At 70.3% G+C, this 24,789-nt stretch carries 29 protein-coding genes and 1 pseudogene; 16 read left to right on the plus strand and 14 right to left on the minus strand.

Annotated features, from left to right (window positions below; translation table 11 throughout):
* Positions 1 to 16: 16 nt before the first annotated feature.
* From hemL to ACXMYJ_RS04955, 7 genes are all read left to right on the plus strand, one after another.
* A complete protein-coding gene (gene hemL, locus ACXMYJ_RS04925) occupies positions 17 to 1,315 on the plus strand; it encodes a glutamate-1-semialdehyde 2,1-aminomutase (RefSeq protein ID WP_443187835.1) in 1,299 nt (432 codons plus the stop codon).
* The gene (locus tag ACXMYJ_RS04930) at positions 1,312 to 1,923 is read left to right on the plus strand and encodes a histidine phosphatase family protein (RefSeq protein ID WP_260756883.1); all 612 of its coding nucleotides are present in this window, start codon (positions 1,312 to 1,314) and stop codon (positions 1,921 to 1,923) included. The genes hemL and ACXMYJ_RS04930 overlap by 4 nt, the downstream gene beginning before the upstream one ends.
* Before the next feature lie 17 nt (positions 1,924 to 1,940).
* Positions 1,941 to 2,522 (plus strand): TlpA disulfide reductase family protein, encoded by a 582-nt coding sequence (locus ACXMYJ_RS04935; RefSeq protein ID WP_443187902.1) that lies wholly within the window; start codon positions 1,941 to 1,943, stop codon positions 2,520 to 2,522.
* On the plus strand, positions 2,519 to 3,307 hold the full coding sequence (locus tag ACXMYJ_RS04940) for a cytochrome c biogenesis CcdA family protein (protein WP_260756885.1): 789 nt from the start codon (positions 2,519 to 2,521) through the stop codon (positions 3,305 to 3,307). Before ACXMYJ_RS04935 ends, ACXMYJ_RS04940 begins: the two co-directional genes overlap by 4 nt.
* The gene (resB, locus tag ACXMYJ_RS04945) at positions 3,307 to 4,899 is read left to right on the plus strand and encodes a cytochrome c biogenesis protein ResB (protein ID WP_443187836.1); all 1,593 of its coding nucleotides are present in this window, start codon (positions 3,307 to 3,309) and stop codon (positions 4,897 to 4,899) included. The genes ACXMYJ_RS04940 and resB overlap by 1 nt, the downstream gene beginning before the upstream one ends.
* 28 nt (positions 4,900 to 4,927) lie before the next feature.
* On the plus strand, positions 4,928 to 5,902 hold the full coding sequence (ccsB, locus tag ACXMYJ_RS04950) for a c-type cytochrome biogenesis protein CcsB (RefSeq protein WP_260756887.1): 975 nt from the start codon (positions 4,928 to 4,930) through the stop codon (positions 5,900 to 5,902).
* 72 nt (positions 5,903 to 5,974) lie between these two features.
* Positions 5,975 to 7,027 carry a MinD/ParA family ATP-binding protein gene (locus ACXMYJ_RS04955; RefSeq protein WP_460354372.1) on the plus strand — a complete coding sequence of 351 codons (1,053 nt, stop codon included), beginning with the start codon at positions 5,975 to 5,977 and terminating at the stop codon, positions 7,025 to 7,027.
* A 25-nt stretch (positions 7,028 to 7,052) separates the two neighbouring features.
* Here ACXMYJ_RS04955 and ACXMYJ_RS04960 read toward each other — a convergent pair whose 3' ends face one another.
* Entirely contained in the window at positions 7,053 to 7,232 is a 180-nt protein-coding gene (locus ACXMYJ_RS04960) for a hypothetical protein (protein ID WP_260756889.1), read from the minus strand.
* A 49-nt stretch (positions 7,233 to 7,281) separates the two neighbouring features.
* Between ACXMYJ_RS04960 and ACXMYJ_RS04965 the strand changes: the two genes are divergently transcribed.
* Together ACXMYJ_RS04965 and ACXMYJ_RS04970 are read left to right on the plus strand one after the other, a co-directional pair.
* Entirely contained in the window at positions 7,282 to 7,620 is a 339-nt protein-coding gene (locus ACXMYJ_RS04965) for a DUF4229 domain-containing protein (protein ID WP_460354374.1), read from the plus strand.
* Between the two features lie 112 nt (positions 7,621 to 7,732).
* On the plus strand, positions 7,733 to 8,110 hold the full coding sequence (locus tag ACXMYJ_RS04970; RefSeq protein ID WP_260756892.1) for an ester cyclase: 378 nt from the start codon (positions 7,733 to 7,735) through the stop codon (positions 8,108 to 8,110).
* Between the two features lie 12 nt (positions 8,111 to 8,122).
* On the opposite strand, the gene ACXMYJ_RS04975 is transcribed toward ACXMYJ_RS04970, so the two are convergent.
* The 7 genes from ACXMYJ_RS04975 to ACXMYJ_RS05005 form a co-directional block, all read right to left on the minus strand.
* Entirely contained in the window at positions 8,123 to 8,839 is a 717-nt protein-coding gene (locus tag ACXMYJ_RS04975) for a hypothetical protein (protein WP_260756893.1), read from the minus strand.
* Positions 8,836 to 9,756, minus strand: coding sequence for a VWA domain-containing protein (locus ACXMYJ_RS04980; RefSeq protein WP_260756894.1), 921 nt, complete (start codon positions 9,754 to 9,756; stop codon positions 8,836 to 8,838). The genes ACXMYJ_RS04975 and ACXMYJ_RS04980 overlap by 4 nt, the downstream gene beginning before the upstream one ends.
* Entirely contained in the window at positions 9,753 to 10,712 is a 960-nt protein-coding gene (locus ACXMYJ_RS04985) for a hypothetical protein (RefSeq protein WP_460354377.1), read from the minus strand. The genes ACXMYJ_RS04980 and ACXMYJ_RS04985 overlap by 4 nt, the downstream gene beginning before the upstream one ends.
* Complete coding sequence (locus tag ACXMYJ_RS04990) at positions 10,703 to 11,176, minus strand: hypothetical protein (protein ID WP_260756896.1); 474 nt, start codon at positions 11,174 to 11,176, stop codon at positions 10,703 to 10,705. Before ACXMYJ_RS04990 ends, ACXMYJ_RS04985 begins: the two co-directional genes overlap by 10 nt.
* On the minus strand, positions 11,166 to 12,026 hold the full coding sequence (locus tag ACXMYJ_RS04995; protein ID WP_260756897.1) for a DUF58 domain-containing protein: 861 nt from the start codon (positions 12,024 to 12,026) through the stop codon (positions 11,166 to 11,168). Before ACXMYJ_RS04995 ends, ACXMYJ_RS04990 begins: the two co-directional genes overlap by 11 nt.
* 13 nt (positions 12,027 to 12,039) lie before the next feature.
* Complete coding sequence (locus ACXMYJ_RS05000) at positions 12,040 to 13,029, minus strand: AAA family ATPase (RefSeq protein WP_260756898.1); 990 nt, start codon at positions 13,027 to 13,029, stop codon at positions 12,040 to 12,042.
* Between the two features lie 84 nt (positions 13,030 to 13,113).
* Entirely contained in the window at positions 13,114 to 13,983 is an 870-nt protein-coding gene (locus ACXMYJ_RS05005; RefSeq protein ID WP_260756899.1) for a 1,4-dihydroxy-2-naphthoate polyprenyltransferase, read from the minus strand.
* A gap of 42 nt (positions 13,984 to 14,025) precedes the next feature.
* On the opposite strand from ACXMYJ_RS05005, the gene ACXMYJ_RS05010 reads away from it, so the two are divergent.
* The 4 genes and pseudogenes from ACXMYJ_RS05010 (at position 14,026) to ACXMYJ_RS05025 (ending at position 17,281) form a co-directional block, all read left to right on the plus strand.
* Entirely contained in the window at positions 14,026 to 14,238 is a 213-nt protein-coding gene (locus ACXMYJ_RS05010) for a hypothetical protein (protein ID WP_260756901.1), read from the plus strand.
* A gap of 4 nt (positions 14,239 to 14,242) precedes the next feature.
* Complete coding sequence (locus ACXMYJ_RS05015) at positions 14,243 to 15,019, plus strand: S-methyl-5'-thioadenosine phosphorylase (RefSeq protein WP_260756902.1); 777 nt, start codon at positions 14,243 to 14,245, stop codon at positions 15,017 to 15,019.
* Positions 15,016 to 16,062, plus strand: coding sequence for an NAD-dependent epimerase/dehydratase family protein (locus ACXMYJ_RS05020; protein ID WP_460354381.1), 1,047 nt, complete (start codon positions 15,016 to 15,018; stop codon positions 16,060 to 16,062). Before ACXMYJ_RS05015 ends, ACXMYJ_RS05020 begins: the two co-directional genes overlap by 4 nt.
* Positions 16,063 to 16,149: 87 nt before the next feature.
* Positions 16,150 to 17,281, plus strand: a pseudogene (locus tag ACXMYJ_RS05025) (NAD(P)H-dependent flavin oxidoreductase).
* A gap of 81 nt (positions 17,282 to 17,362) precedes the next feature.
* Here ACXMYJ_RS05025 and ACXMYJ_RS05030 read toward each other — a convergent pair.
* The gene (locus tag ACXMYJ_RS05030) at positions 17,363 to 18,388 is read right to left on the minus strand and encodes a sensor histidine kinase (protein WP_460354383.1); all 1,026 of its coding nucleotides are present in this window, start codon (positions 18,386 to 18,388) and stop codon (positions 17,363 to 17,365) included.
* Positions 18,375 to 19,058: a response regulator transcription factor gene (locus ACXMYJ_RS05035; protein WP_260756908.1), complete on the minus strand. Its 684-nt coding sequence runs from the start codon at positions 19,056 to 19,058 to the stop codon at positions 18,375 to 18,377. The genes ACXMYJ_RS05030 and ACXMYJ_RS05035 overlap by 14 nt, the downstream gene beginning before the upstream one ends.
* A 102-nt stretch (positions 19,059 to 19,160) precedes the next feature.
* Between ACXMYJ_RS05035 and ACXMYJ_RS05040 the strand changes: the two genes are divergently transcribed.
* From ACXMYJ_RS05040 to ACXMYJ_RS05050, 3 genes are read left to right on the plus strand one after another with little or no spacing between them, the layout of a single operon-like run.
* The gene (locus ACXMYJ_RS05040) at positions 19,161 to 19,817 is read left to right on the plus strand and encodes a glycosyltransferase family 2 protein (protein ID WP_260756910.1); all 657 of its coding nucleotides are present in this window, start codon (positions 19,161 to 19,163) and stop codon (positions 19,815 to 19,817) included.
* Positions 19,814 to 20,482, plus strand: a complete 669-nt coding sequence (locus ACXMYJ_RS05045; protein WP_260756911.1) for a TIGR04282 family arsenosugar biosynthesis glycosyltransferase — start codon at positions 19,814 to 19,816, stop codon at positions 20,480 to 20,482. Before ACXMYJ_RS05040 ends, ACXMYJ_RS05045 begins: the two co-directional genes overlap by 4 nt.
* Positions 20,483 to 21,109 (plus strand): class I SAM-dependent methyltransferase, encoded by a 627-nt coding sequence (locus ACXMYJ_RS05050; protein ID WP_260756912.1) that lies wholly within the window; start codon positions 20,483 to 20,485, stop codon positions 21,107 to 21,109. It begins immediately after the preceding gene.
* Positions 21,110 to 21,113: 4 nt separating this feature from the next.
* Here the strand turns inward: ACXMYJ_RS05050 and ACXMYJ_RS05055 are convergent, their stop codons facing one another.
* The 4 genes from ACXMYJ_RS05055 to ACXMYJ_RS05070 all read right to left on the minus strand — a co-directional run bounded on the left by ACXMYJ_RS05055 (position 21,114) and on the right by ACXMYJ_RS05070 (position 24,652).
* Entirely contained in the window at positions 21,114 to 22,460 is a 1,347-nt protein-coding gene (locus ACXMYJ_RS05055) for a hypothetical protein (RefSeq protein ID WP_260756914.1), read from the minus strand.
* Between the two features lie 81 nt (positions 22,461 to 22,541).
* Entirely contained in the window at positions 22,542 to 23,156 is a 615-nt protein-coding gene (locus ACXMYJ_RS05060) for an MSMEG_1061 family FMN-dependent PPOX-type flavoprotein (RefSeq protein ID WP_260756916.1), read from the minus strand.
* A gap of 42 nt (positions 23,157 to 23,198) precedes the next feature.
* A complete protein-coding gene (menE, locus tag ACXMYJ_RS05065) occupies positions 23,199 to 24,278 on the minus strand; it encodes an o-succinylbenzoate--CoA ligase (protein ID WP_260757924.1) in 1,080 nt (359 codons plus the stop codon).
* Positions 24,279 to 24,322: 44 nt separating this feature from the next.
* Positions 24,323 to 24,652: a DUF3349 domain-containing protein gene (locus tag ACXMYJ_RS05070; RefSeq protein WP_260756917.1), complete on the minus strand. Its 330-nt coding sequence runs from the start codon at positions 24,650 to 24,652 to the stop codon at positions 24,323 to 24,325.
* Positions 24,653 to 24,789: the final 137 nt, after the last annotated feature.

Genomic DNA, 24,789 nt, shown 5'->3' on the forward strand with positions numbered 1-24,789 from the left:
TGGGACACTGGTCGGCATGAGCAGTACCGACCTGTCCGGGAAGTTGTTCGCCGACGCGTCCTCGGTGATCCCCGGCGGGGTCAACTCGCCGGTGCGGGCCTTCAGCTCCGTCGGCGGCACGCCGCGCTTCATCACCTCGGCCAAGGGGTGCTGGCTGACCGACGCCGACGGCAACCGCTACGTGGACCTGGTGTGTTCATGGGGCCCGATGATCCTCGGCCACGCCCACCCTGCCGTCGTCGAGGCGGTGCAGCGGGTAGCCGCCGACGGGCTGTCGTTCGGCGCCCCGACCCCGTCGGAGTCCGAACTGGCCCGCGAGATCATCGACCGCGTGGATCCGGTCGAACTGCTCCGGCTGGTCAACTCCGGCACCGAGGCCACCATGAGCGCGATCCGGCTGGCCCGCGGCTTCACCGGCCGCGCCAAGATCGTGAAGTTCTCCGGCTGTTATCACGGCCACAGCGACGCCCTGCTCGCCGACGCCGGATCGGGGGTCGCCACCCTGGGCCTGCCGTCGTCTCCAGGGGTGACGGGCGCGGCAGCCGCCGACACCATCGTGCTGCCGTACAACAACGCGCCCGCGGTCGAGGAGGTGTTCGCCCGCTTCGGCGCCGAGATCGCCTGCGTGATCACCGAGGCCAGCCCCGGCAACATGGGCACCGTGCCGCCGCTGCCCGGGTTCAACGCCGAACTGCGCCGCATCACCGCCGCCCACGGCGCGCTGCTCATCGTCGACGAGGTGATGACGGGCTTCCGGGTGAGCCGTGCCGGCTGGTACGGCGTCGATCCGGTGGACGCCGACCTGTTCACCTTCGGCAAGGTGATGAGCGGCGGGCTGCCGGCCGCGGCGTTCGGTGGCCGCGCCGAGGTGATGAACCGGCTGGCCCCGTTGGGCCCGGTGTACCAGGCGGGCACGCTGTCCGGTAACCCGGTTGCGATGGCTGCCGGGCTGGCCACACTGCGCGCTGCCGACGACGCCGCCTACGCCGCGCTGGACGCCAACGCCGACCGGCTGGTCGGCCTGATCGGTGATGCGCTCACCAAAGCCGGTGTGGCGCACCAGATCCCGCGGGCGGGCAACATGTTCAGCGTGTTCTTCGGCGCCGAGCCGGTGACCGACTTCGCCGCCGCACGGGCCACCGAAACGTGGCGCTTCCCGGCGTTCTTCCACGGCCTCCTCGACGCGGGCGTCTACCCGCCGCCGAGTGCATACGAAACCTGGTTCGTTTCAACGGCTCTCGACGACGACGCATTCGACAAGATCGTCGCCGCCCTGCCGGGTGCGGCGCGTGCGGCCGCGCAGGCCACCGCATGACGACCAATCACACGGTGGTGCATGTGATGCGCCACGGCGAGGTGCACAACCCCGAAAAGATCCTTTACGGCCGGCTGCCCGACTATCACCTGTCCGACCGGGGCCGGGCGCAGGCGAACGCGGTCGCGGACTGGTTGGCCTCCCGTGACATCACCCACGTCGTGGCGTCTCCGCTGGAACGCGCGCAGGAGACCGCCGCACCCATCGCCGCCCGCCACGAACTGCAGATCAACACCGACGAGGAGTTGATCGAGTCGACGAATGTCTTCCAGGGGCAGCGAGTTTCCCCTGGCGACGGGGCACTGCGCGATCCGCGTAACTGGTGGCACCTGCGCAACCCGCGCCTGCCGTCCTGGGGGGAGCCCTACACCGAGATCGCCACTCGGATGAAGCGCGCGGTGTTCCGGGCCAGGGAGGCCGCCGACGGCCACGAGGCGGTGTGCGTGAGCCATCAGCTTCCCGTCGAGACGCTGCGCCGCGCGATGACCGACCGTCCGCTGCACCATTTCCCGACCCGGCGGATGTGCAACCTGGCGTCGGTCACGTCGTTCTATTTTCACGGCGCCACCTGTGTCGGCTGGGGGTATGCGGAGTTGGCCGGGCGGTGAACCGGGTGGTGGCCCTGATGCGTGCGCTGTTCGCAGCGTGCGCGGCGACCGCTGTGCTCGCCGGATGCGCCACCGGCAGTGATGCCGTCGCCCAGGGCGGCAGCTTCGAATTCGTCGCCCCGGGCGGTCAGACCGACATCTTCTACGACCCGCCCGGCGACCGCGGCACGCCGGGACCGCTGTCCGGTCCAGATCTGATGGATCCCGACAAGACCATCTCGCTGGACGATTTCGCGGGCAAGGTGGTGGTGATCAACGTGTGGGGACAGTGGTGCGGCCCATGCCGCACCGAGATCACCCAGCTGCAGAAGGTGTATGAGGCCACCCGGGACCAGGGGGTGGCATTCCTCGGTATCGACGTGCGCGACAACAACGTCGACGCCCCACGGGATTTCATCATCGACCGCGGGGTGACCTTCCCGTCGATCTACGACCCGCCGATGCGCACGATGATCGCGTTCGGCGGGCGCTATCCCACCACGGTGATCCCGTCGACGGTGGTGCTGGACCGGGAGCACCGGGTGGCGGCGGTGTTTCTTCGCGAGTTGCTCGCCGAGGACCTGCAGCCCATCGTCGAGCGGTTGGCGGCGGAACGATGAACCTGGACCAGATCGATCAGTTGACCACCAGCGGCCCGCTGCTGCTGGCCATGGGACTGGCCGCGCTGGCCGGCCTGGTGTCGTTCGCCTCGCCGTGTGTGATCCCGCTGGTGCCCGGCTACCTGTCCTACCTCGCGGCGGTGGTCGGGGTCGATGACCGACCGGGCGGAGCCGCCGGCCAGACGACGATCCAGGGCGCGCGGTTGCGGGTCGCCGGCGCGGCGGGACTGTTCGTGGCGGGATTCACGGTGGTGTTCCTGCTCGGCACGGTCGCCGTGCTCGGGATGACGACGACGTTGATCACCAATCAGCTTCTGCTGCAACGCCTCGGCGGGGTGGTCACGATTCTGATGGGTCTGGTGTTCATCGGCCTGGTGCCGGTGCTGCAGCGTGACACGCGGATCACGCCGCGCCAGATCTCCACGCTCGGCGGGGCGCCGCTGCTCGGCGCGGTGTTCGCACTCGGCTGGACCCCGTGCCTGGGCCCGACGCTGACCGGTGTGATCGCGGTGGCGTCGGCGACCGAGGGCAGCAACGTCGCGCGTGGGGTGGTGCTCGTTGTGGCGTACTGCCTGGGGCTGGGAATTCCGTTCGTGCTGCTGGCCTTCGGGTCGGAGCGCGCGGTGGCGGGGCTGGGCTGGCTGCGCCGGCACACCCGCACCATCCAGGTGCTCGGCGGGGTGCTGATGATCCTGGTCGGCACCGCACTGGTCACCGGTTTGTGGAACGAGTTCGTGTCCTGGGTGCGCGACGCGTTCGTCAGCGACGTCAGGCTGCCGATCTGATGCGACTCCTGGCCCTGATCCGCAACACCTGGCGGACCCTGACGTCGATGGGCACCGCGCTGGTGCTGCTGTTCCTGCTCGCTCTCGCGGCGATCCCCGGCGCGCTGCTGCCGCAGCGCAACCTCAACGAGGCCAAGGTCGCCGAGTACATCGCCGAACGCCCGACCCTGGGCCCGTTGCTGGACCGGCTGCAGGCCTTCGATGTATTCTCCAGCTTCTGGTTCACCGCGATCTACGTGCTGCTGTTCGTCTCGCTGGTGGGTTGTCTGACCCCCCGCATGGTCGAGCACGTCCGCAGCCTGCGCGCCACCCCGGTGGCGGCGCCGCGCAACCTCGGCCGACTACCCAAGCACCACAGCGCGGAGGTCCCCGCCGCCGACGCCGAAGCCGCGGCGGCCGCCGTGGACGGCGCGCTGCGCGGCTGGCGCCGCACCACCCGTCGCGACGGCGACGCGACAGAGGTCTCCGCCGAGAAGGGCTACCTGCGCGAGTTCGGCAACATCGTCTTCCACTTCTCGCTGCTGGGCCTGCTCGTCGCGATCGCCGCTGGAAAGATGTTCAGCTACGAGGGCAACGTCATCGTCGTCGCCAACGGCGGCCCCGGCTTCTGCTCGGCATCCCCGGCCGCGTTCGACTCCTTCCGCGCGGGCAACACCGTCGACGGCACCTCGCTGTACCCGATGTGCGTGCGGGTCAATGACTTCGAGGCCACCTACCTGGAGAACGGGCAGGCAGTCGGCTTCCAGGCCAACATCGAATACCAGGCCGGCGACGATCTGGACACCGGAACCTGGCGGCCGTACCTGCTGAAGGTCAACGAGCCGCTCCGGGTCGGCGGTGACCGCGTCTATCTGCAGGGCCACGGCTACGCGCCGACGTTCACCGTGACCTTCCCGGACGGGCAGAGCCGCACGCAGACTCTGCAGTGGCGCCCGGAGGACCAGATCACGTTCCTGTCGTCGGGGGCGATGCGTTTCGATCCGCCCGGCGGCACCTACGCCGACGAACTGCAGCGCCGCCGCAGCCAGATCGCGATCCAGGGGCTGTTCGCGCCGACCGCGCAACTCGACGGCACCCTGCTGTCATCCCGCTTCCCCGAGATGAACGACCCGGCTGTCGCCATCGACATCTACAAGGGCGACACGGGTCTGGACACCGGCCGGCCCCAGTCGCTGTTCACCCTGGACGAGCGGATGATCGGCCAGGGCCGGCTGACGAAGATGGCGCGCGTCAACCTCAAGGCCGGCGAGGACACCCGCCTGGAAGACGGCACCGTGATCCGCTTCGACGGCGCGGTCCCGTTCGTCAACCTGCAGGTCTCCCACGACCCCGCCCAGATCTGGGTGCTGGTGTTCTCGATGACGATGATGGGCGGGCTGCTGGTCTCGCTGGTCATACGCCGGCGCCGCGTCTGGGTGCGGATCACCGACGGACCGGCGGGTACGGTGAACGTCGAGCTGGGCGGCCTGGCCCGCACCGACAACTCCGGGTGGGGCGACGAGTTCGAACGGCTGACGGCGCGGGTTCTCACTGCCGTGGAGGGCACCGGGACTACCGCGCCGGCACGGGAAGAGAAGGCGGAGCGCGCATGAGTGAAGCTCGCGAGCGAATGAGGCGGCTGTGAGTACGAGCATCGACATCGGGCTGGCCCGGTACTCCGATTGGGCGTTCACGTCCTCGGTGCTGGTGTTGCTCGCGGCGCTGCTCCTGCTCGCCGTGGAGCTGTCCTACAGCCGCAGCCGCAAGGCCGAGAGTCGCGAGCTGGTCACCGCCGGAGGCGTGGGCCGCGACAGCGCGGCCCCCGGCGTCGTCATCGACGCGCCGCGGCGTCCGTTCGACGAGCGGCTGGGCACCTCCGGGGTGGCGCTGGTCTACGTCGGGATCGCGCTGCTGCTGGCCTGCATCGTGCTGCGCGGACTGTCCACCTCACGGGTGCCGTGGGGCAACATGTACGAGTTCATCAACCTGACCAGCTTCTGCGGTCTGGTGGCCGCGGCCTGGGTGCTGCGCCGCCCGCAATACCGCTCGCTGTGGGTGTTCGTGCTCGTCCCGGTGCTCATCCTGCTGACCGTGTCCGGCAAGTGGCTGTACTCGCACGCGGCACCGGTGATGCCTGCGCTGCAGTCCTACTGGCTGCCGATCCACGTGTCCGTGGTCAGCCTGGGTTCCGGGGTGTTCCTGGTGGCCGGCGTGGCCAGCATCCTGTTCCTGCTGAAGATGTCGCGGCTGGGCGACCCCGACCGCGCCGATGCGATCGGGCGGATCGTGGCCAAGCTGCCGGACGCCCAGACATTGGACCGGATCGCCTACCGGACCACGATCTTCGCCTTCCCGGTGTTCGGGTTCGGGGTGATCTTCGGGGCGATCTGGGCCGAGGAGGCGTGGGGCCGCTATTGGGGCTGGGATCCCAAGGAGACGGTGTCGTTCATCGCGTGGGTCGTCTACGCGGCCTATCTGCACGCCCGCTCGACCGCCGGTTGGCGGGACAGAAAAGCAGCCTGGATCAACATCGTCGGGTTCGTCGCGATGGTGTTCAACCTGTTCTTCATCAATCTGGTGACGGTGGGCCTGCACTCGTATGCGGGCGTCGGCTGAGCCGGGAGAGGGTACTGACTGTTGGTGGACGCGCCGGGGAGTTTTCGGGCACAGCAACGGTTTTCCGATCCCATGGCGCCAGTTCCCGCCGAATGGACGGCGCCCACCCCGCCCGAGGGGACGCCGCCGGTCGTCGCCGCCGACCCGCCGCCGGTTGTCGCCGCCGACCCGGCGCCGTATCTGGATCTGTCGACCGTCGCGCTGCTGGGCCACGCGAACCGCGGCCCGTCGTCGGGCTGGCGCAAGTGGCTGTACTGGGGCTCGGGCAAGCTGATCGACGTCGGGGAGAACCCGAAAGTGCTGCGCCGCAACACCCTTGTCGCGCAGGTGCAACAGCCGCTGCGGGGCTGCTACCGCATCGCGATGCTGTCGCAGAAGGGTGGTGTCGGCAAGACCACGATCACCGCAACGCTCGGTGCGACGTTCGCCACCACCCGGGGCGACCGGGTGATCGCGGTGGACGCCAACCCCGATCGCGGCACCCTGAGCCAGAAGGTGCCGGTCGAGACCTCGGCCACCGTGCGCCATCTGTTGCGCGACGCCGAAGGGATCGCCTCCTACAGTGACGTGCGGCATTACACCTCGCAGGGGCCGAGCCGATTGGAAGTCCTGGCCTCGGAGAGCGATCCTGCGGTGTCGGAGGCGTTCAGCGCCGCCGACTACTGCCGCGCGGTCGACGTGCTCGAGCGCTTCTACAGCGTGGTGCTGACCGACTGCGGCACCGGCATGCTGCACTCGGCGATGTCAGGGGTCATCGAGAAGGCCGACGTGCTGGTGGTGATCAGCTCCGGTTCGGTCGACGGGGCGCGTAGCGCATCCGCGACGCTGGACTGGCTGGACGCACATGGCCACGAGGACATGGTGCGCAACTCGATCGCCGTCATCAACGGCGTGCGGCGCGGGTCGAAGCGTGGCGCCTCGAAGGTGGACCTGAACAAGGTCGTGGATCATTTCGCCCGGCGGTGCCGCGCGGTGTGTCAGGTGCCGTTCGACCCGCATCTGGAGGAGGGCGCCGAGATCAGCCTGGAGCGGCTGCGCGGGGACACCCGGGAATCGTTGCTGGAGTTGGCCGCAGTGGTCGCCGAGGGCTTCCCGCGGGCGCGGCGCGCCGACCCGGTGGGTTAGCGGTCGGACCGAACGTCGATCAGTGTCAAGGCCGGGGCTGGTCGGGACGCGGCTGGTCGTCGCGCGGATTGATCCGTCGCAGGAATTCCGGATCGTCGTCCGGTCCGATCACCCGGTGTCGCGGTCGGTTCGCGTTCATCCGGCTCACCCGCCAGCCCACGTAGACCAGTGCGGCCAAAACGAGCATCAGGAGCAAATACGCCACTCAAAACCTCCTTCCTGTCAATATACGCGCCGTCGGTAGGCTCGCTTTCGTGTCGAAGGACCCACGCCCGACCTCGCGGCTCATTGTTGATGTGCTGGCTTACACCGCCGCACGGCTGGTGCTCGTCGTCGCGCTGACGGCGGCCATTCTCGGTGTCGGGCACCTGGCCGGCATCCGTGAATTCCCCGTCGTGGTCGCGCTGTTGTTCGCGATCGTGATCGGGTTGCCGGTGGGAATCTGGGTGTTCACGCCGCTGAGGCGGCGTGCCAACGAGAGCATCGCGGTGTGGGACGAACGGCGGCGCCGTGACAGGGAGCAGCTGCAGTCGCGGCTGCGCGGAGGTGCCGATGGCCGGCCCGCCGGTCGCGACGGCAAGACCGACACCTGACGCTGCGCGTCGAGAACGTAACGTCACTGTGAATTCGTGGGCTTAGCTGTGCCCGAACGCGGGTAACAGAAATGTCATGAACAATCCGCAGGTCATGACCCGTCCTGGGGGCATGACGAGCCACAGAGGTATCAGTAGCCCCAAGGTCATGGTCGGACAGCGGTTGTACCAGCGGTGGATCCGGGAGCTGTGGGCCGGCGAGAGCATCGCCGCGGAGCTGGTGTCACCCGACTTCGTGGGCCATTGGCCGACCAGGGACGTCCACGGGCCGGACGAACTGCAGGCCATGGTCGACGAGACCCGCGCCGCGCTCAAAGAACTGCTGTTCGTGGTGGAGGTCGGTCCGATCACCGACGGCGACCTGGTCGCGGCGCGGTGGATCGCCACCGGTTCGGGGCGGGACGGACCGGCGCGTTTCACCGGCAACGACCTGCTGCGGGTGGCCAACGGCAGGATCGTCGAGTACTGGAACGGCACCTCGAGGGCCTGACGGGCTTGACGGTCACTGGGTAGCGGCGTCGCGCAGCAGTTGCCGCAGGGCTTCGAGCGGATCGCCGCCACGGTCGAGGCGACGTTCTCCCGTCGGACCGGCCACGTCGGGCGCCGTGATCGGCGGCGCGGGTGGGGCGACGGTGACGGCAGCGGGAGGCGGCACCGGTGGTGCGAGGGGTGCCACCGAGCCGAGAGCCTCGATCTTGGCGGTGATCCGCTCGTCGGCGTCCTCGCGGATGGCGCGGCGCTCCCGATCGGGGTCGTCGTTGCCGTCGAAGCAGTTTGCAGGCGCGTCCGCGATCACGGTCAGCGCGCTGGTATACCGCTGCCGCGCCACCTCCGGGCGCGCCTCCCACGCGTCGATGTCGCCCTGCCGTTCGCGCACCAACGCGAGATTCACTCGCACCGCGCACGATCGGCCCGGCTCGGTGCGCGCCAGCGCCGCGGAGAACTCGGTGTCCGCGACGTCGAGCCGGTCTTCGAGCACCGCGAGCCCGCCGGCGGCGAACGCGGTGGTGCCGGGTTCGACGACGTCGAACACCCGCAGCAGCGACACGTCCTGGCGCAGCGCGCCGATGTCCCCGCTCGCGTAGTGCTGTTGCGCCGAACCGCCGACCACCACCACCGAGATCAACTTCACGGCGACGACGATCGCGGCCAGCGCGATAGGCGCCGACGCCAGCAGCAGGCGTCTCCGCAGGCGAATCCGGGCCGGCGTGCGCGTCACTGCAGTACCTCCCGGCGCGTGGCCCTGGCGCGCAGCAGGTCCCGGGCGGTCAGGAAGATCTCCGCGAGCAGGAGCAGGCCGGCCAGCAGGGTGAGCACCCAGTAGTACTCGACCCGTCCGGGACTGTCGGCGGCCTCGGACGGCGCCGCCGCGGAGTCCGTCGGCGCGACGGCCGCGGGCAGCGGGTCCCCGCCGCCACGCTGGACGTAAGACACCCCCAACCGGCCGGCGATGTCACGCAGCGTGGCCTCGCCGCGTCCGGTCCCGTAGCCGAGCACGGCTCCGCCGTCGACCGCGGGGGTGTCGAACGTGCCCTGGGGCGCCGTCGATTCCGGTGCCCCGGAGCCAAGGTAGTAGACGAGGTTCTCCGCGGACGGATACTGCTGGCCCGCCGCGATCAGCTGGTAGCGCAGCACGTTCGCGGCCGCCGCGGCGTTGACCTCTGTGTCGGCCGCGCTCGGGCCGGGAATCGGGGTGAGCGTCTCGACGACGGGTTGCAGACTCCAGGTGTCGTCAGACAGCGGCCACTCGACGGCGGGCCGCGAGGCGAACGTGATCAGCGCGAACCGGGCACCGGGATGCGCGTCGACGAGTCGCTCGATGTCGTCGCGCATCGCCGACATCCGCGGGGTGCCGTCGGCGCCGACGGTCGCCGAGTCCGCCGACCGGTCGACCACGAGGAAGACGTTGGCCCCGCCCGGCCGCGGATGCCCGGTGTCGGTGTCGGCGGTCGCTGCGCTGACCGGTCGCGCGGCGGCCAGTAGCAGCAGCAGCATCGCCACCGTCGTGGTCGACCACCGCAGGACCGCGCGGCCTCCCGCGCCCGCGGCGGCCCGGACACCGAGCAGCCGCAGCACGATCAGCGCCGCCGCGGCGGCAGCCAACACCAGCGGGGGCAGCACCGGATCGAACGTCATCGCCGCACCGCCAACAACGCCACACCCAGCAGTGCCGAGAGTCCCAGCGCGATCACCAGGACGACGACAGGGGAGTCCTCCCGGGCGTCGACACCGCCGGGAGGCCCGGCGGGCGGGGCCGCACGGATCGCGTCGAGCTGACCGTCGACGGCCTCGGCGTCGAACCGGAAGAACTGCCCTCCGGTCGCCGCTGCCGCCGCACTCAGCGCGGACGTGTCGCGGCCCGGGGTCGCGATCGCATTGATCTGCACGCCGGCCCGCCGTGCCATGTCGGTGACCTGGGCGTCGGTGAACAGCGACGGCCGGTCGTCACCGGGTGCCCGCAGCGAACCGGGCCCGAGGTAGATCAGCGACCGCCGGGTGTCGCCGGGCTGCTGGAAGTCCGGGAATCCGGTCAGGCACAGGGCGAGCACGTCGGCGACTGTGGGAGCGTAGTCGTCGTACTCCACCGGCACCGCGAACCGCGGCGCCGCCGGGCCGCCGCGCGAGAACTCAGCCAGCCGCCCCGCGGCGAACTGGTGGTCCCGGGTCAGCGGCACCAGGCGCCGGTTCACCGACGTGGCGCCGATGCGCTCGGACCCGTATCCGGTGGCCTGCCGGGCGAAGTAGTCGAGGAACCCCGCCGTGGCCTCGTCGGTGGCGGGGGCCCCCGCGCACAGCATGATGTCGTCGCGCGGTTCCGAAGCTTCCGCATTCCAGAAGGTTCCGGTCGGACGGGCCGTGGCCAGAACGGTCGTCGCGAACAGCAGGACGAGGAGCGTGAGCGCGAGCGTCGCGGCGCGGGTCTGCCGTCGCACCACGGCGCGGTACTCGGGCAGCTCGGTCAGCCGTGCGGTGTGGGCCAGCGGCAGTTGCCGTTCGCGGCCGCGGCGGACCGGCACCAGCACCGCCAGAGCGGCGGCCAGCAGCAGGGCGCCGAACCCGAAGGCCACCACCGGCCACCATGTCAGCTCCACGATCGGATCAGCTCTTCGGTCTGTTCCCCGAGCCGGCCCACGTCCGCGGTCGACGCCTTGTCGAACTGCGCCTCGCCCAGCGCTTCCAGCACGGGGGCCGCGGCGGCGAGATCACCGGCAGCCACCGCGCGCAGCTGCATGAACTGTGCCGGAACGCCGGTCGCCTGGTGCAGGAAACTGCGCAGCGTGCGGCTCAGCGCCGCGCCTGCCTGCTCGGTCGAGAGCTCACCTGCCCGGTGGCGCCGGGTGACCGCCCGCGCTGAGTGCGCGAAGCGCTGCCGCAGCACCCTGGCGTGCAGCGCACGCACCCCGGGGATGCCCCGCAGGCTCTGTGACGGCATCGTCGCAATCAAAACCGCTGTGTACCAGCCAAAGACGAGAAGCAGCAAGACAAGTCCGAGCCACAGCCACAGAATCGAGAAGGGGGGCGGCCCGCTGACGAATTCCAACAGGTCATCCGGCACGCGACCACACCCTGGTCATCTCGGTGATACCCCGGCGGATCTGGCGACTGCCCGGGATCGTCGCATAAGAGACGGCGCGGGCAGCCATGAACTCGGCGAGGTGCTGGACTCGCCGCTCCTCGGCGCGGCGGTACGCGGTGACGACGCGCGGATCCACCGCGGCGGAGCCGAGCACCGGGCGGCCCGTCGCGACGTCGTAGCCGCCGTCCTCGGCGTCCACCGCGGGCAGGTCGGCGACCATCGCCCACATCAGGTCGTGCCGCCCGGTCAGCCGGTCCAGCACGTCGCCGAGCCGGTCGTCGGGCTCCGGTTCGTCAGAGACCACGACGACCAACATCGGATGGCGGTAATGCGTTGCCACATAGGTCAACTGGCACACGATGTCACTGGGGCCAGGCCGCGCCGTGTGGTCCTGGTAGTTCTGCAGCATGCTCTCGATGTGGTTCTCGCCGCGCCGCTGGCGCACGCGGATGCTGCCGCGGGCATCTCCGTAGACCATCCCGATCTCGTCGGCCCGGCCCAGCGTGATCATCCCCAACGCGCCCAGGACATTCAGCGCCACAGTCCATTTGAGTTCTCTCCCCGGCGCGAGAGCGTGCATGTTGCGGCCCGCGTCGGCGACCAGGAGGATCTTGTGGTGCTTCTCCGACACGAAGCGCTTGATCAGCACCGCGCCGGAGCGCGCCGATGCCTTCCAGTCGATGTCGCGGACGTCGTCTCCGGGTACGTAGGGTCGCAGTTCGTCGAATTCCAGTGTGCGGGTGTGCAGTAGCGCGTGACGACCGCCCTGCAGGAGGCCACGGGTGTCGGCGCCGAACTGGGCTCGGGCCCGGTTGAGAAGCTTACCCATCGGGAGCCGCCGCTCAGGGCACCCGGACCGCACGCAGCACGGCGTCGATCACCACGTCGGGGGTGACGCCGGCACTGGCCGCCTCGAACCCCAGGATGAGGCGGTGCTGCAGCACGCGGTGGGCGAGATCGGCGATGTCGCCCGGGATGACGTGGTTGCGGCCCGACAGCAGCGCCAGCGCCCTGGCCGACGTGCACAGCGCGATGGTGGCGCGGGGGCTGGCGCCGTACTCGATGAGCCGGGCGATCTGGCCGGGTAGGTAGTGGCCGGGTTCTCGGGTCACCCCGACCAGGCGGCTGGCGTAGAGCATCAGGTCCCTGCTCATGTACACCTCGCGCGTGACCCGCTGCAGCCGGCGGATGTCGGCCAGCGACGCGACCGGTGTGCTGGGGTGCTCCCTGTCGAACAGGCCCGCGTCCAGGCGGGTGAGGACTTCCACCTCCTGCTCGGGGGACGGGTAGCGCACGATCTCCTTGAGCAGGAACCGGTCGGTCTGCGCTTCCGACAGCGCATAGGTGCCCTCCTGGTCGACCGGGTTCTGCGTCGCGATCACCAGGAACGGTTCGGGGATCGGGTACACGACACCGGCGATCGTGGTCTGGCGTTCCTCCATCGCCTCCAGCATCGCGCTCTGGGTCTTGGCGCTGGAGCGGTTGATCTCGTCGAGCAGCACCACGTTGGCGTGCACCGGTCCCAGCTGGGTGACGAACGAGGTGGTGGCCGCGTCGTAGACCTGAGTGCCGACGATGTCGCTGGGCAGCAGGTCAGGGGTGCACTGGATACGGCGGAACTGCCCGTCGATCGCCTCGGCGATGACGCGCGCGGCGGTGGTCTTGGCCAGCCCCGGCACGCTTTCCAGCAGGATGTGCCCGCCGGTCAGCAGCCCGATCAGCAATGTCTCGCGCAGGTGTTCCTGCCCGACCACCTTGGCCGAGAACGCGTCGGCGAGCGCGGAGAGAACCCCCCGCGCCTCGTCGACATCGTCGGCGGACTCGCGGGGCATCGGCGCAGCATTCATCCCGCTGCTTGTACCACGCGAATCCGACGCGCAAACCGACGCTCAGGGTGCCCCAGCGCGCCGGATTCGCTACCTGAGGACCAGCGCGAGTGTCACCGCGACCGCCCACACCAGCATCGTCAGGCCGGTGTCCTTGAGGACCGGGATCAGGTCTTTCCCTCCGGAGCCGGCGCGCACGGGTTTGGCGGCGCGCACCGCCAGTGGCAGCGCCACCAGCCCGGCCGCACACCATGGGGTGGCCGCGATCAGCACCAGCGTCAGCACGAACGGCACCGCCAGTAGCGCCTGGAACAGCACCCGCGTCTTGGCGTCGCCGAGCCGCACGGCCAGCGTGATCTTGCCGGTCTGGGCATCGGTCGGGATGTCGCGCAGGTTGTTGGCCACCAGCACCGCCGAGGACAGGCAGCCCGTCGCGACCGCGAGCGTCACCCCGACCCAGTCGACGCGCAGCGCTTGCGTGTATTGGGTGCCCAGCACCGCGACCAGCCCGAAGAACACGAACACCGCGACCTCGCCGAGCCCGGAATAGCCGTAGGGCTTTGAGCCGCCGGTGTAGAGCCAGGCCCCGGCGATGCACACCGCACCGACCGCGACCAACCACGGCGCCGAGAACCACGCCAGCACCAGACCGGCCAGCGCACCGACCGCCAGGCTCACCACTGCGGCCGTCAGCACCGACCTGGGCGCCGCGAGCTTCGAACCGACCAGCCGCAGCGGCCCCGCTCGCACGTCATCGGTGCCGCGGATCCCGTCGGAGTAGTCGTTGGCGTAGTTCACGCCGATGACCATGCCGAGCGCGACGATCAACGCGAGCAACGCCTTCCACCACGACGCGGCGTCCAGCCACGCGGCGGCGCCGGTGCCGGCGATGACGGGCGCGACGGCGTTGGGCAGCGTGCGGGGACGCGCCCCCTCGACCCACTGGGCGAAATTGGCCACGACGGTCAGTCTTGCAGGTGCCGACCGTGGCAGACTGGGCGCATGGACGAGCGACTGAGCAAGACCGAGATCGGCAAGGACGCGGTCCAGGAGATCGTCGCGGCCGGCGCGTCGGCTGTCGGTGAGGTCACCTCGATCATCACCACGGCGGTCAAGGACGTCGCGAATACGATCGGCGGTTTCGCCACCGACGTTTTCGAGATCCGCGACGGCGCCCGCCGCGCCGCGTCGCAGCAGGACGAGGACGACGCGTAACCCGGTGCTGGGAGTCATCGGAGGCAGCGGCTTCTACTCGTTCTTCGGACCCGACGCGCGTGCCGTCGACCTGGACACGCCCTACGGCGCGCCCAGCGCGGCGATCACCGTAGGAACCGTCGGCGGCCACGAGGTGGCCTTTCTGCCCAGACACGGTGTGCGCCACGAGTTCTCGCCGCATACGGTGCCGTACCGGGCCAACATGTGGGCGTTGCGCGCGCTCGGGGTGCGGCGCATCTTCGCGCCGTGTGCGGTCGGCAGCCTCGACCCGCAGCTCGGCCCGGGGGCGATGGTGGTGCCCGATCAGCTCGTCGACCGGACAACGGGCCGGCCCGACACGTACTTCGACTCCGGCGGCATCCACGTCGGGTTCGCCGACCCGTACTGCCCGACGCTGCGCGCCGCGGTGACACCTCTGCCGGGAGTCGTCGACGGCGGCGCGATGGTGGTGATCCAGGGCCCGCGGTTCTCGACGCGCGCCGAGAGCCGGTGGTTCGCCGACCAGGGCTTCCGGCTGGTCAACATGACCGGCTACCCCGAGGCCGTGCTGGCCCGCGAGTTGGAGATGTGTTACGCCGCAATCGCTCTGGTCACCGATCTGGATGCGGGGATCGAGAGCGGGCAGGGGGTCAAGGCGGTGGACGTGTTCGCGGAGTTCGAACGCAACATGGTGCCGTTCAAGCAGTTGGTGCACGAGGCGATCGACCAGGTCGACGCCGAGCGCACATGTACCCACTGCCTGGCCCACGAGGGCGTGCAGCTGCCGTTCGACCTGCCATGAGGGTGCTGCTCACCGGTGCGGCCGGCTTCATCGGCACCCGTATCCGAGAGCGGTTGGCCGGTGCAGGGCACGACGTCGTCGCCGTCGACGCGATGCTGCCCGCCGCGCACGGCCACGATGCCGCCCCGCCCGCCGACGTGCGCCGCGTCGACGTGCGCGACGCGGACGCCGTCGCCGAGGTGGTCGCGGGAACCGAGGTGGTCTGTCACCAGGCGGCGGTGGTCGGCGCCGGGGTGGATGCCGCCGACGCCCCGTCCTACGCGGCCCACAACGACTTCGCGACCGCGGTGCTGCTCGCGGAGATGTTCGCCGCCGGTTGCCGGCGGCTGGTGCTGGCGTCGTCGATGGTGGTCTACGGCCAGGGCCGCTACGTCTGCCCGGCCCACGGGGAAGTCGACCCGGTGCCGCGCCAACGTGAGGACCTCGACAGCGGCGTGTTCGACCACCGCTGCCCGATCGGCGGCGAGCGGGTCGACTGGGCCCTGGTCGGCGAGGACGCGCCGCTGCGGCCGCGCAGTCTGTACGCGGCCAGCAAGGTGGCCCAGGAGCACTACGCGCTGGCCTGGAGCGAGGCGACGGGCGGATCGGTGGCGGCGCTGCGCTATCACAACGTCTACGGGCCCGGCATGCCGCGCGACACCCCGTACTCCGGCGTCGCGGCAATCTTCCGATCTGCTCTCGAATTAGGAGATGCACCAAGGGTTTTCGAGGATGGCGGGCAGATGCGCGACTTCGTCCACGTCGACGACGTCGCCGCGGCGAACGTGGCGGCGGTGGAACGGGGCCTCGACGGATTCCAGGCCGTCAATGTGTGCTCGGGCACACCGGTCTCGATTCTCGGCCTCGCCACCACACTGTGCGAGACGCGCGGGGACGTCGCGCCCGTGGTCACCGGTCAGTACCGCAGCGGCGACGTCCGCCACATCGTCGCCGACCCGGCCAAAGCCGCGGAGGTCCTCGGCTTTCGCGCGGTCGTCGACCCGGCCGACGGGTTGCGCGAGTTCGCGACGGCGCCGTTGCGGGGACCCGCACCGGCATCGTGACACCGGTAGGCGCTCCGCGCGCAAGCGCTCGTCGTCAATGTCGCTCCGCGCGCAAGCGCTCGTCGGTCGTCAAGCCATACTGGGCCGATGACGTCCACAGCGCTGTGTGAACAGTTCGGTATCGACTTTCCGCTCTTCGCTTTCAGCCACTGCCGAGACGTGGTCGCCGCGGTGACCAATGCCGGCGGTTTCGGTGTGCTCGGCGCAACGGCGTACAGCCCCTCGCAACTGGACCAGGAGTTGGCGTGGATCGATGACGCGGTGGGCGGTAAGCCCTACGGCGTCGATCTGATCGTGCCGGCCAAGTTCGAGGGCAAAGGGGAGAAGCTTTCCAGCGCAGACCTCGCCGATCGGATCCCGCAGAGTTACCGCGACTTCGTCGACGACCTGCTGCGCGCCCACGACATCGAACCCGAACCGAACCGGCGCCTCGGCGGCTCGTCACTGTCGGGGAACACCGGCCGTGAACTGCTCGACGTCGCGCTGACCCACCCGGTCAAGCTGATCGCCAACGCTCTGGGCGTGCCGCCCGATTACATGATCGAGGCAGGCAAGGAGCGGGGGATTCCGGTCGCGGCGCTGGTCGGGGCGAAGGAGCACGCGGTCAAGCAGGCCGCCGCCGGGGTGGATCTGATCGTCGCGCAGGGCACCGAGGCCGGTGGGCACTGCGGCGAGGTCAGCACGCTGGTCGTGGTGCCCGAGGTGTTGGAAGGACTGGCAGCGCTGGGCGTTTCCATCCCGGTGCTGGCGGCGGGCGGCATCGTCACCGGCCGCCAGATGGCGGGCATGGTGGCGATGGGCGCATCCGGCCGCGTGGACAGGCTCGGTGTGGTTGACCACCGAGGAAGCCGAGACGGCGCCGCACACAGTGGCCAAGATGCTGGCCGCGACGTCGCGCGACACCGTGCGGTCGGCGGGCCGCACGGGCAAGCCGTCGCGGCAGCTGGTCTCCGACTGGACCGATGCCTGGGCGCCGGCCAGGGACGGGCACCAGCCACTGGGGCTGCCGCTGCAGTCGATGCTGTGCGAGCCGGTAATCCGCCGCATCGACGTGCTGGCCTCGCAGGGACACCAGGGCGCGCAGGCGCTCGCGACGTATTTCGTCGGCCAGGGTGTCGGCCTGATGAACAAGGTCAAGCCGGCCCGCGAGGTGGTACGCGAGTTCATCGAGGACTACCTGGCCGCCGCCGAACGCCGGAACAACTCCCTGCCCGGCTGAGCCACCTCGCGAAAGCGCCACCACGGTAGTTGCCGAGGCCGCTTCGCTACCGTGGTGGCGGTCTCGCGAAAGCCCGAAAGGCTAGTCGGCGGCCAGGGGCAGGCGCACCTCAAAGCGGGCGCCCGTCGGCAGATTGTGCGCGGTGAGCGTGCCATGGTGGGCCTGCACGAGCCCGGCCGCGATCGCGAGCCCGAGCCCCGAACCGCTCGGCAGCGACGAATCACTGCGCGGCACACGGCTGTTGGAACCCCGGTAGGCGACGTCGAACACCCGCGGCAGGTCCGCCTCGTCGATGCCCACGCCGGTGTCGTCGACTCGGGCCCACGCGCTGTCCCCGTCGGTGCCCAGGGCCAGCTCGACCGTTCCCCCCGACGGCGTGTGCGCGATCGCATTGGCCACCAGATTGGACAGCACCCGCACGAGCGCGCGGTCGCTGCCGACTGTCCGCACCGGTTGCTCGGGGATGTTCGCCACCAGCGAAACCCCGGCACGTTCGGCGGCGATCCGGTGCGCGGCCAGTACGTCGTCGACGACTTCGTCGAGCGCCACCCGGTCGAATGACGGCGTCAGTGCACCGGCGTTGATCTTCGACATCTCGAACAGGTCGTCGACCATCTCTGAAAGCCGAATCGACTCGTGTTCAATGTGTTTGGCGTGCACCTGGACCTCGTCCTCAGGGACCACCCCGTCGGCGATCGCTTCGGACAGTGCGCGGATCCCGGCCAGTGGGGTCCGCAGGTCATGGCTGACGAACGCGATCAGCCGTCGCCGCGACTGTTCGGCGGCGCGCTCTGAGTCGCGGATCTCGGCCTCCCACACCGTGCGCCGGGCCTGGAACCGGCCCAGCATGATCGCCGCCGGGATGGTCACCACCGACACCACCACCAACACGGCGGCCGTGCGCTCGAACGTCTGGGTGATCATGAATCCGCTGGCGCCCAGCACCCCGGCCAGCGTGGCGAGCACCGGGATCAGCACCAGCGCCACCATGCTCACCGCCAACGACCACGACCGGGCCAGCCGGATCACCGCTGCCCCGACGAGCACGACGGGCACCGAGCACGCCAGCGCCCATCCGACGATTTCCCAGAAGTCAGCCGTCGGCACCGGAGGTCCACATGTAGCCGCGACCCCAGACGGTCTGCACCCGGTGCCGGTCGCCCAGCTTGGAGCGCAGTCGCTTGACGTGGACCGTGACCGTCGACAAATCGCCGAAATCCCAGTGCCAGACCTGTTTGAGCAGGTCCTCGCGGGTGAAGACAGCGTCGGTGTGGGTCAGGAAGAACAGCAGCAGATCGAATTCACGGTTGGTGAGGCTGACGGGTGTGCCCGCGACGGTCACGGTGCGCGACGCCGTCGTCACCGTCAGATCGCCGGACACGAGGTCGACGGGAGGGGCGCCGCCGGCGACCGGCGCGCGGCGTAGCACCGATTTGACCCGCAACACCAGCTCCCGCGGACTGAACGGCTTGGTCAGATAGTCGTCCGCGCCGGCTTCCAGCCCGGCGATGCGGTCTTCCTCCTCGCCGAGGGCGGTCAGCAGGATCACCGGCACGGAATGCTCTCCGCGATGACGCAGCGTGCGGCACAACGTCATACCGTCGGGGCCCGGCATCATCACGTCCAGCACGGCGACGTCGATGCGCCGCGATCCGAGGAGCCGTAGCGCCTCGGTGCCGTCGTGGGCGGTGAACACCTCCAGGCCGTCACGCTCCAGGTAGCGGCGTACGACGTCGCGAACGACGTCGTCGTCGTCGGCGATGAGGACCCGGGTCACCACACCGAGGGTAGCGCGCAGACGTCCCGACCTGCGGTGCTGTCACCATTTCGTCAGGGTTGCCCCTCGCGCGGCCATCGCTGCCGGCCTAGCGTGGAGGAAGTGCCAGAATGCGCCGTCACGGTGGTGCTGCCTTGTCGCGATGAGGCGGCCTCACTGCCCGGCGTCCTCGAGGCGATACCGGACGGCTATGCGCCGCTGGTGGTCGACAACGCCAGCACCGACGGCACCGCCGAGGTGGCGCGCCGGCACGGCGCCGACGTCGTCACCGAACCCCGGCCGGGGTACGGCTCGGCGGTGCACGCCGGGGTGGTCGCGTCGGCGACCCCGATCGTGGCTGTGCTCGACGCCGACGGGTCTCTGGATCCCCGTGAATTGCCCGCCCTGGTCGCCGACCTCGTTCGGGGCGCCGACCTGGCGACCGGCAGGCGCCGCCCGGTCCCGGGCCTGATCTGGCCGTGGCATGCGCGCCTCGGCACGGACGCGGTGTGCTGGCGATTGCGGCACCGTCACGGGCTGGCGGTGCACGACATCGCCCCGATGCGGGTGGCTTGGCGGGATGGCCTGCTGTCGCTGGGGGTGACCGATCGGCGCTCGGGATATCCGCTCGAGCTGCTCGTGCGCGCGGCCGCCGCGGGCTGGTCGGTCACCGAGCGTGACGTCGCCTACGGACCCCGCACCGGTGGCACGTCGAAGGTCAGCGGATCGGTGCGGGGCTCGGCGGTCGCGGCCTGGGACTTCTGGCGGGCGATGTCATGATCCCGGTCAGCGTTCTGGTGGTCGCCAAGGCGCCGGTGCCCGGGCTGGCGAAGACGAGGCTGGCCGCCGCGGTCGGTGACGGCGCTGCCGCCGACATCGCCGCGGCCGCACTGCTGGACACGCTCGACGCGGTGGCAGCCTGTCCGGTGCAGGCGCGGGTGGTGGCGTTGACAGGTCATTTGCGCGACGCGCGCTGTACCGACGAGATCCGCTGTCGGCTCGCCGATTTCGCGGTGATCCCGCAGCGCGGCGCCGGCTTTGCCGAGAGGCTGGCCAACGCACACGCCGATGCCGGCGCCGGGGGACTGCCGGTGCTGCAGATCGGGATGGACACGCCGCAGGTGAGCCCGGATCTGCTCGCCGGGTGCGCGGACCTGCTGGCAGGTCGCGACGCGGTCCTCGGCATGGCCCGTGACGGCGGTTGGTGGGTGCTCGGCGTGCGCGACGCCGGCAGTGCCGGGTGCCTGCGCGACGTGCCGATGTCGGTACCCGACACCGGTCGGCGCACCCTGGAGGCCTTGCGGCGCAGAGGATTGCAGGTGGCACTCGGGGACGAGCTCACCGACGTCGACACCATCGACGACATCGACGCGGTCCGGGACGTCTGCCCACCGACCTCGCGGTTCCGCCGGGTCACCGCGACGGTCACGGCTCGGGAGGGCTGAATGTTCGGGCAACTCTACGACCGCGCGCTCGGCGGTGAGCACTGCTGGGTTCGCCGCGACGACGGCCGCGTCGAACGACTGCCCGTGCGCAGCTGGCTCGGTGGGCCCGGCGCCGACGCGGCATTCGACGATGCGGTGCTCGACTTGTGCCAGGGGCCGACTCTCGATCTGGGCTGCGGCCCGGGTCGTCTGGTCGCGACGCTGGTGCGGCGCGGACTGCCCGCGCTGGGAGTGGATCTGTCGACGACGGCGGTGAAGCTGGCCAGGGACAGCGGCGCTCCGGTCTTGCGCCGCGACGTTTTCGGGCGGCTGCCGGCCACCGGGCGCTGGCACACGGTGCTTCTCGCCGACGGCAACGTGGGCCTGGGTGCAGACCCGCACCGGATCCTCTCCCGAGCGGCGGAGCTACTTTGCCGGGGCGGACGATGTCTCGCTGAATTCGATAGCGCCACAACGGGGATCGATATCGGATGGATTCGCCTCGAGTCTGTCCGTGCTGTCGGACCATGGTTCCGCTGGGCCTCGGTGGGCGTCGACTGCGTCGGGTCGCTGGCGGCCGAGGCGGGGTTCGCCGTCGCCGGCATACACCGGATCGGCCCTCGGGTCGTCGCGCAGCTGATCGCGTGAGCGGCTACCAGTTGGTCAGGATCAGGTGGTTGACGGCCAGCGCGCCGGTCACGTTGAGTGCCAGCCACCACCGCGCCGAACGCCGCGGCAGCAAGGCGGTGGCGGCCACCAGCCACACCGTGAACGGCAGCCAGATCCGTTCGGTCTCGGCCTTGCTGAGCCGCGACAGGTCGGCGAACGCGATCGCGAGCAGCGCGCCGAGTATCAGAAGGTGCAGGCCCGAGCGGCGTTTGAGGGCGGCGATGTCGAACACTCTGCTCAGGCCGGCCACACTGCCCAGGCCGATGGCGCACACCACCGAGGCGAGATTCGCCCAGCCCCAGTACTGGAACGGCCGATCGTTGGCGATGCCCTGCCAATAGCGTTCCTGCACCAGTAGGTAGCCGTCGAACCACCAGAACCCGGCGAGGGCGAACGCCACGACGACGACCAGCGCGGCGGCCACCGCGGGGATCGCAGCGCCCAGAGCCGCCCGCCAGTTCGCGGCACCGAGCAGTACGGCCACCGCGGGCAGGGCCATCAACACCAGGCCGTAGTTGAGGAAGACCGCCCATCCCAACAGCAGCCCGGAGCCCACCGCCACCAGCACGGGCAGTCGTGCCGATCGCGTCACGGCGAGTGTCAGCAGCGTGATGCCCCACGCCGCGACACCGGCGAAGTAGCCGTCTGCGGACACCGCGATCCAGATCGCGGTCGGTGCCACCGCCACGAAGGACGCGGCGGCGCGTGCGGTGTCCTCGTCGGCCAGGGCGCGCACGGCCACGATGATCGCGGCCGCGATGCTCGATCCGACCAGAACGCACAGCGTAGCCGCCCAGGCGCCGCCGCCCAGTCCGACGCGGTCGAGCCAGACGAAGGTCAGCAAAGCGCCCGGAGGGTGCCCGGAAACGTGGGTGATCCACGAATCCGGTTGATAGTCAAGGATTCTGTCGGAGAAGCTGCGCACCGCCTCGGGGATGTCGTCGACGGTCGGCACCTGCCGCAGATATTCGTGGCGTGCTGTCAGTCGGCCCGCGAAGCCCCTCTGCCAGCCGTCCACCAACGCCAGGCTGAACGCCCATACGCACGACACCGCCCAGGTCGTCCACGGCAGCCACCGCCACGGCAGCCGCTGGGCGACGGTCGGCCCCCACAGCACGGCGGCGGACGCGATCGCGACCGCCGGTATCGTGCCCGGCCCGACGTGGGCGTTCCACCAGCCGAAGATCGGCGCGGTGTCGGCGAAACTGCGGATCCGCGCAGGGGTGGCGTTGATCAGTGGGGTGACGACACCCAGGTCGAGATGGGGGACGACGAACGCGGCGACCACCAGCACCAGACCGGCAGCCGCCGCACCGACCTCCCTACGCATCCCCCCATACTGCGCGAGCGTGCGTGTCAGAGGCCGCCACGCCGTCAGATGTCGCGAGTTCGCGCACGCTCGCGCCGCCCGTCAATAGAGCACCTCGCGCATGTTGTCCTCGTCGAGACGCCGGCGCATCTCGTCGAGGTCGGCGCCGGCGTACACCGCTGCGGCCAGCTCCGCCGCGCTCGGCACCGCGGTCGGATTCCAGCTCTCCGGCTGCCACGCCCCCGATCGTAGAAACGCCTTCGCGCAGTGGAAGAACACCTCTTCGACGGCGATCTCCAACGCCAGGATCGGCCTCTTGCCGCGCACCGTCATCGCGTCGAAGTAGTCGGCGTCGGCCAGGATGCGGGCACTGCCGTTGATCCGCAGCGTGTCCCCGCGGCCCGGGATCACGAAGAGCGTGCCGACGCGGGGACGTTCGAGCACGTTCAGATAACCGTCCACGCGCTTGTTGCCGGGGCGTTCGGGGATCGCGATGGTGTGCTCGTCGACGATGTGCACGAAACCGGTCGGGTCACCCTTCGGGGAGACGTCGATCCGGCCGTGTGCATCCGTCGTCGCGACGAACCCCAGCGGGGAATGCGACAGCCAGTCCTGCACGGCCGGTGACAGGCGGTCGCGGACCTTGTTCGCCACCGCGGCGTTGGGATGCCCGACGATCTCACGCAGTTCCTCGACCGAGGTGACCTCACGGCTCATGTCTTTATTGTGCGGGGTCCGGGCGCGGATGTGGGCCGCACCTCACCCGAACCGCCTGACGAGTTGGCGGCGGTCCACCTTGCCGATGCCGCGCAGCGGCAAGGCGTCGACGATGTGAAGCTGCCGCGGCGCCGCCGTCGACGGCAAGGTGGCCGCGACGTGAGACCGCAACTGCTCCAACGTGACCGACGTGCCCGCCGCAGTGACGACCGCGGCGACGACACGCTGTCCCAGGCGTTCGTCGGCGACACCGAAGACCGCGCACTCGGCCACCGCGGGGTGACTCGACAGAGCCGATTCGACGACACCGGGCAGCACCTTCAACCCGCCGGTGCTGATCGCGTCGTCCACCCTTCCCAGTACCCGAAGCACCCCTGAATCATCCACTGCGCCAAGATCGTCGGTGAGGAACCAGCCGGGCTCGGCAAACGGGTCCGGGGTCACGGGGTTGCGGTAGCCGGCGGCGACGGTCGGCCCGCCCAACCGGATCCGGCCGTCGTCGTCCACCCGCACCGTGACGCCGTCGAGCGGCGTCCCGTCGTACACACAGCCCCCGGATGTCTCACTCATGCCATACGTGCGGACCACCGAAACCCCTGCCGCCGCAGCTTTTTCAGCCACCCCGCGCGGCATCGGGCCGCCACCGATCAGCACGGCGTCCAGGCCGCCCAGGGCCCGCGCGGCGTCCGCGTCGCGCAGCGCCTTGTCCAACTGGTTGGCCACCATCGAGGTGTAGCGCCGCCCGGTACCCATCGCCTCGATCGCCGCCACCAGGTCCGCTGCCGTGAACGACGGGGCGACCGCCACCGGCGTGGTGCCGGCCAGCACGCTGCGCACCAGCACCTGGAACCCGGCCACGTGGTAGCCGGGCAGCGCCAACAGCCAGCGTCCCGGCCCGCCGAGCCGGGCGTGCGTCGCCTCGGCGCTCGCCGTCAGCGCCCGCACCGTCAACATCGCGCCCTTCGGGGTTCCGGTAGTGCCCGAGGTGGACAGCACCACCCCGACGGCATCGTCGATGGCCTCGCCGGCACGCAGCGCGGCGGCGAGCACCCCGGCCTGACGGGCGTCGTCAGCCGGAACCGGCAGGACGCAGGCGCGGCCGTCCAGGACGTCGCGGACGATCGGGAGTTCGTCACCGGCGCCGAACTCGACCGCGCTCAGGACGGCTATCGCTCCTCCTCCATGTCGTCGCGCGGGTCGTCGAGTGGCCAGCCCTGCGCCGACAACCGGGCGCGGACCCGCTCGACGTCCTCGGGGGAGGGCAGTTCGTCGGTGATCGCAGTGATCAGCACCCCGATGTCGACGGGGCCGATGTCGGCCGATCCCTGCTCGCGGAAATCAGCACGGGCGACGAGTTCGCTGACGACGGTCATCACGTCGTCGTCGGTCAACCGGCGCCGCAACAAGGCCAGCAGCGGCACGCGGTCCGGCCCCGGCACCCCCTCCGGATATCCGGCCGCGATCCACGCCACGATTCTGGCGAGAAATCTGGTCACGAATCCACTCCCCGCCGGGGGCGCGAAGTAGCCCTCGGCAGTTCGATGGTAGCCGCGGCGCCGCCGGGGAGCCGCTCTGAGCTGCGGGGCACGAACGGGCACCCCTGAGAAGATGAACAGTAGATGAACACCGCGCC

This window comes from Mycobacterium sp. ZZG (genome assembly GCF_054786995.1).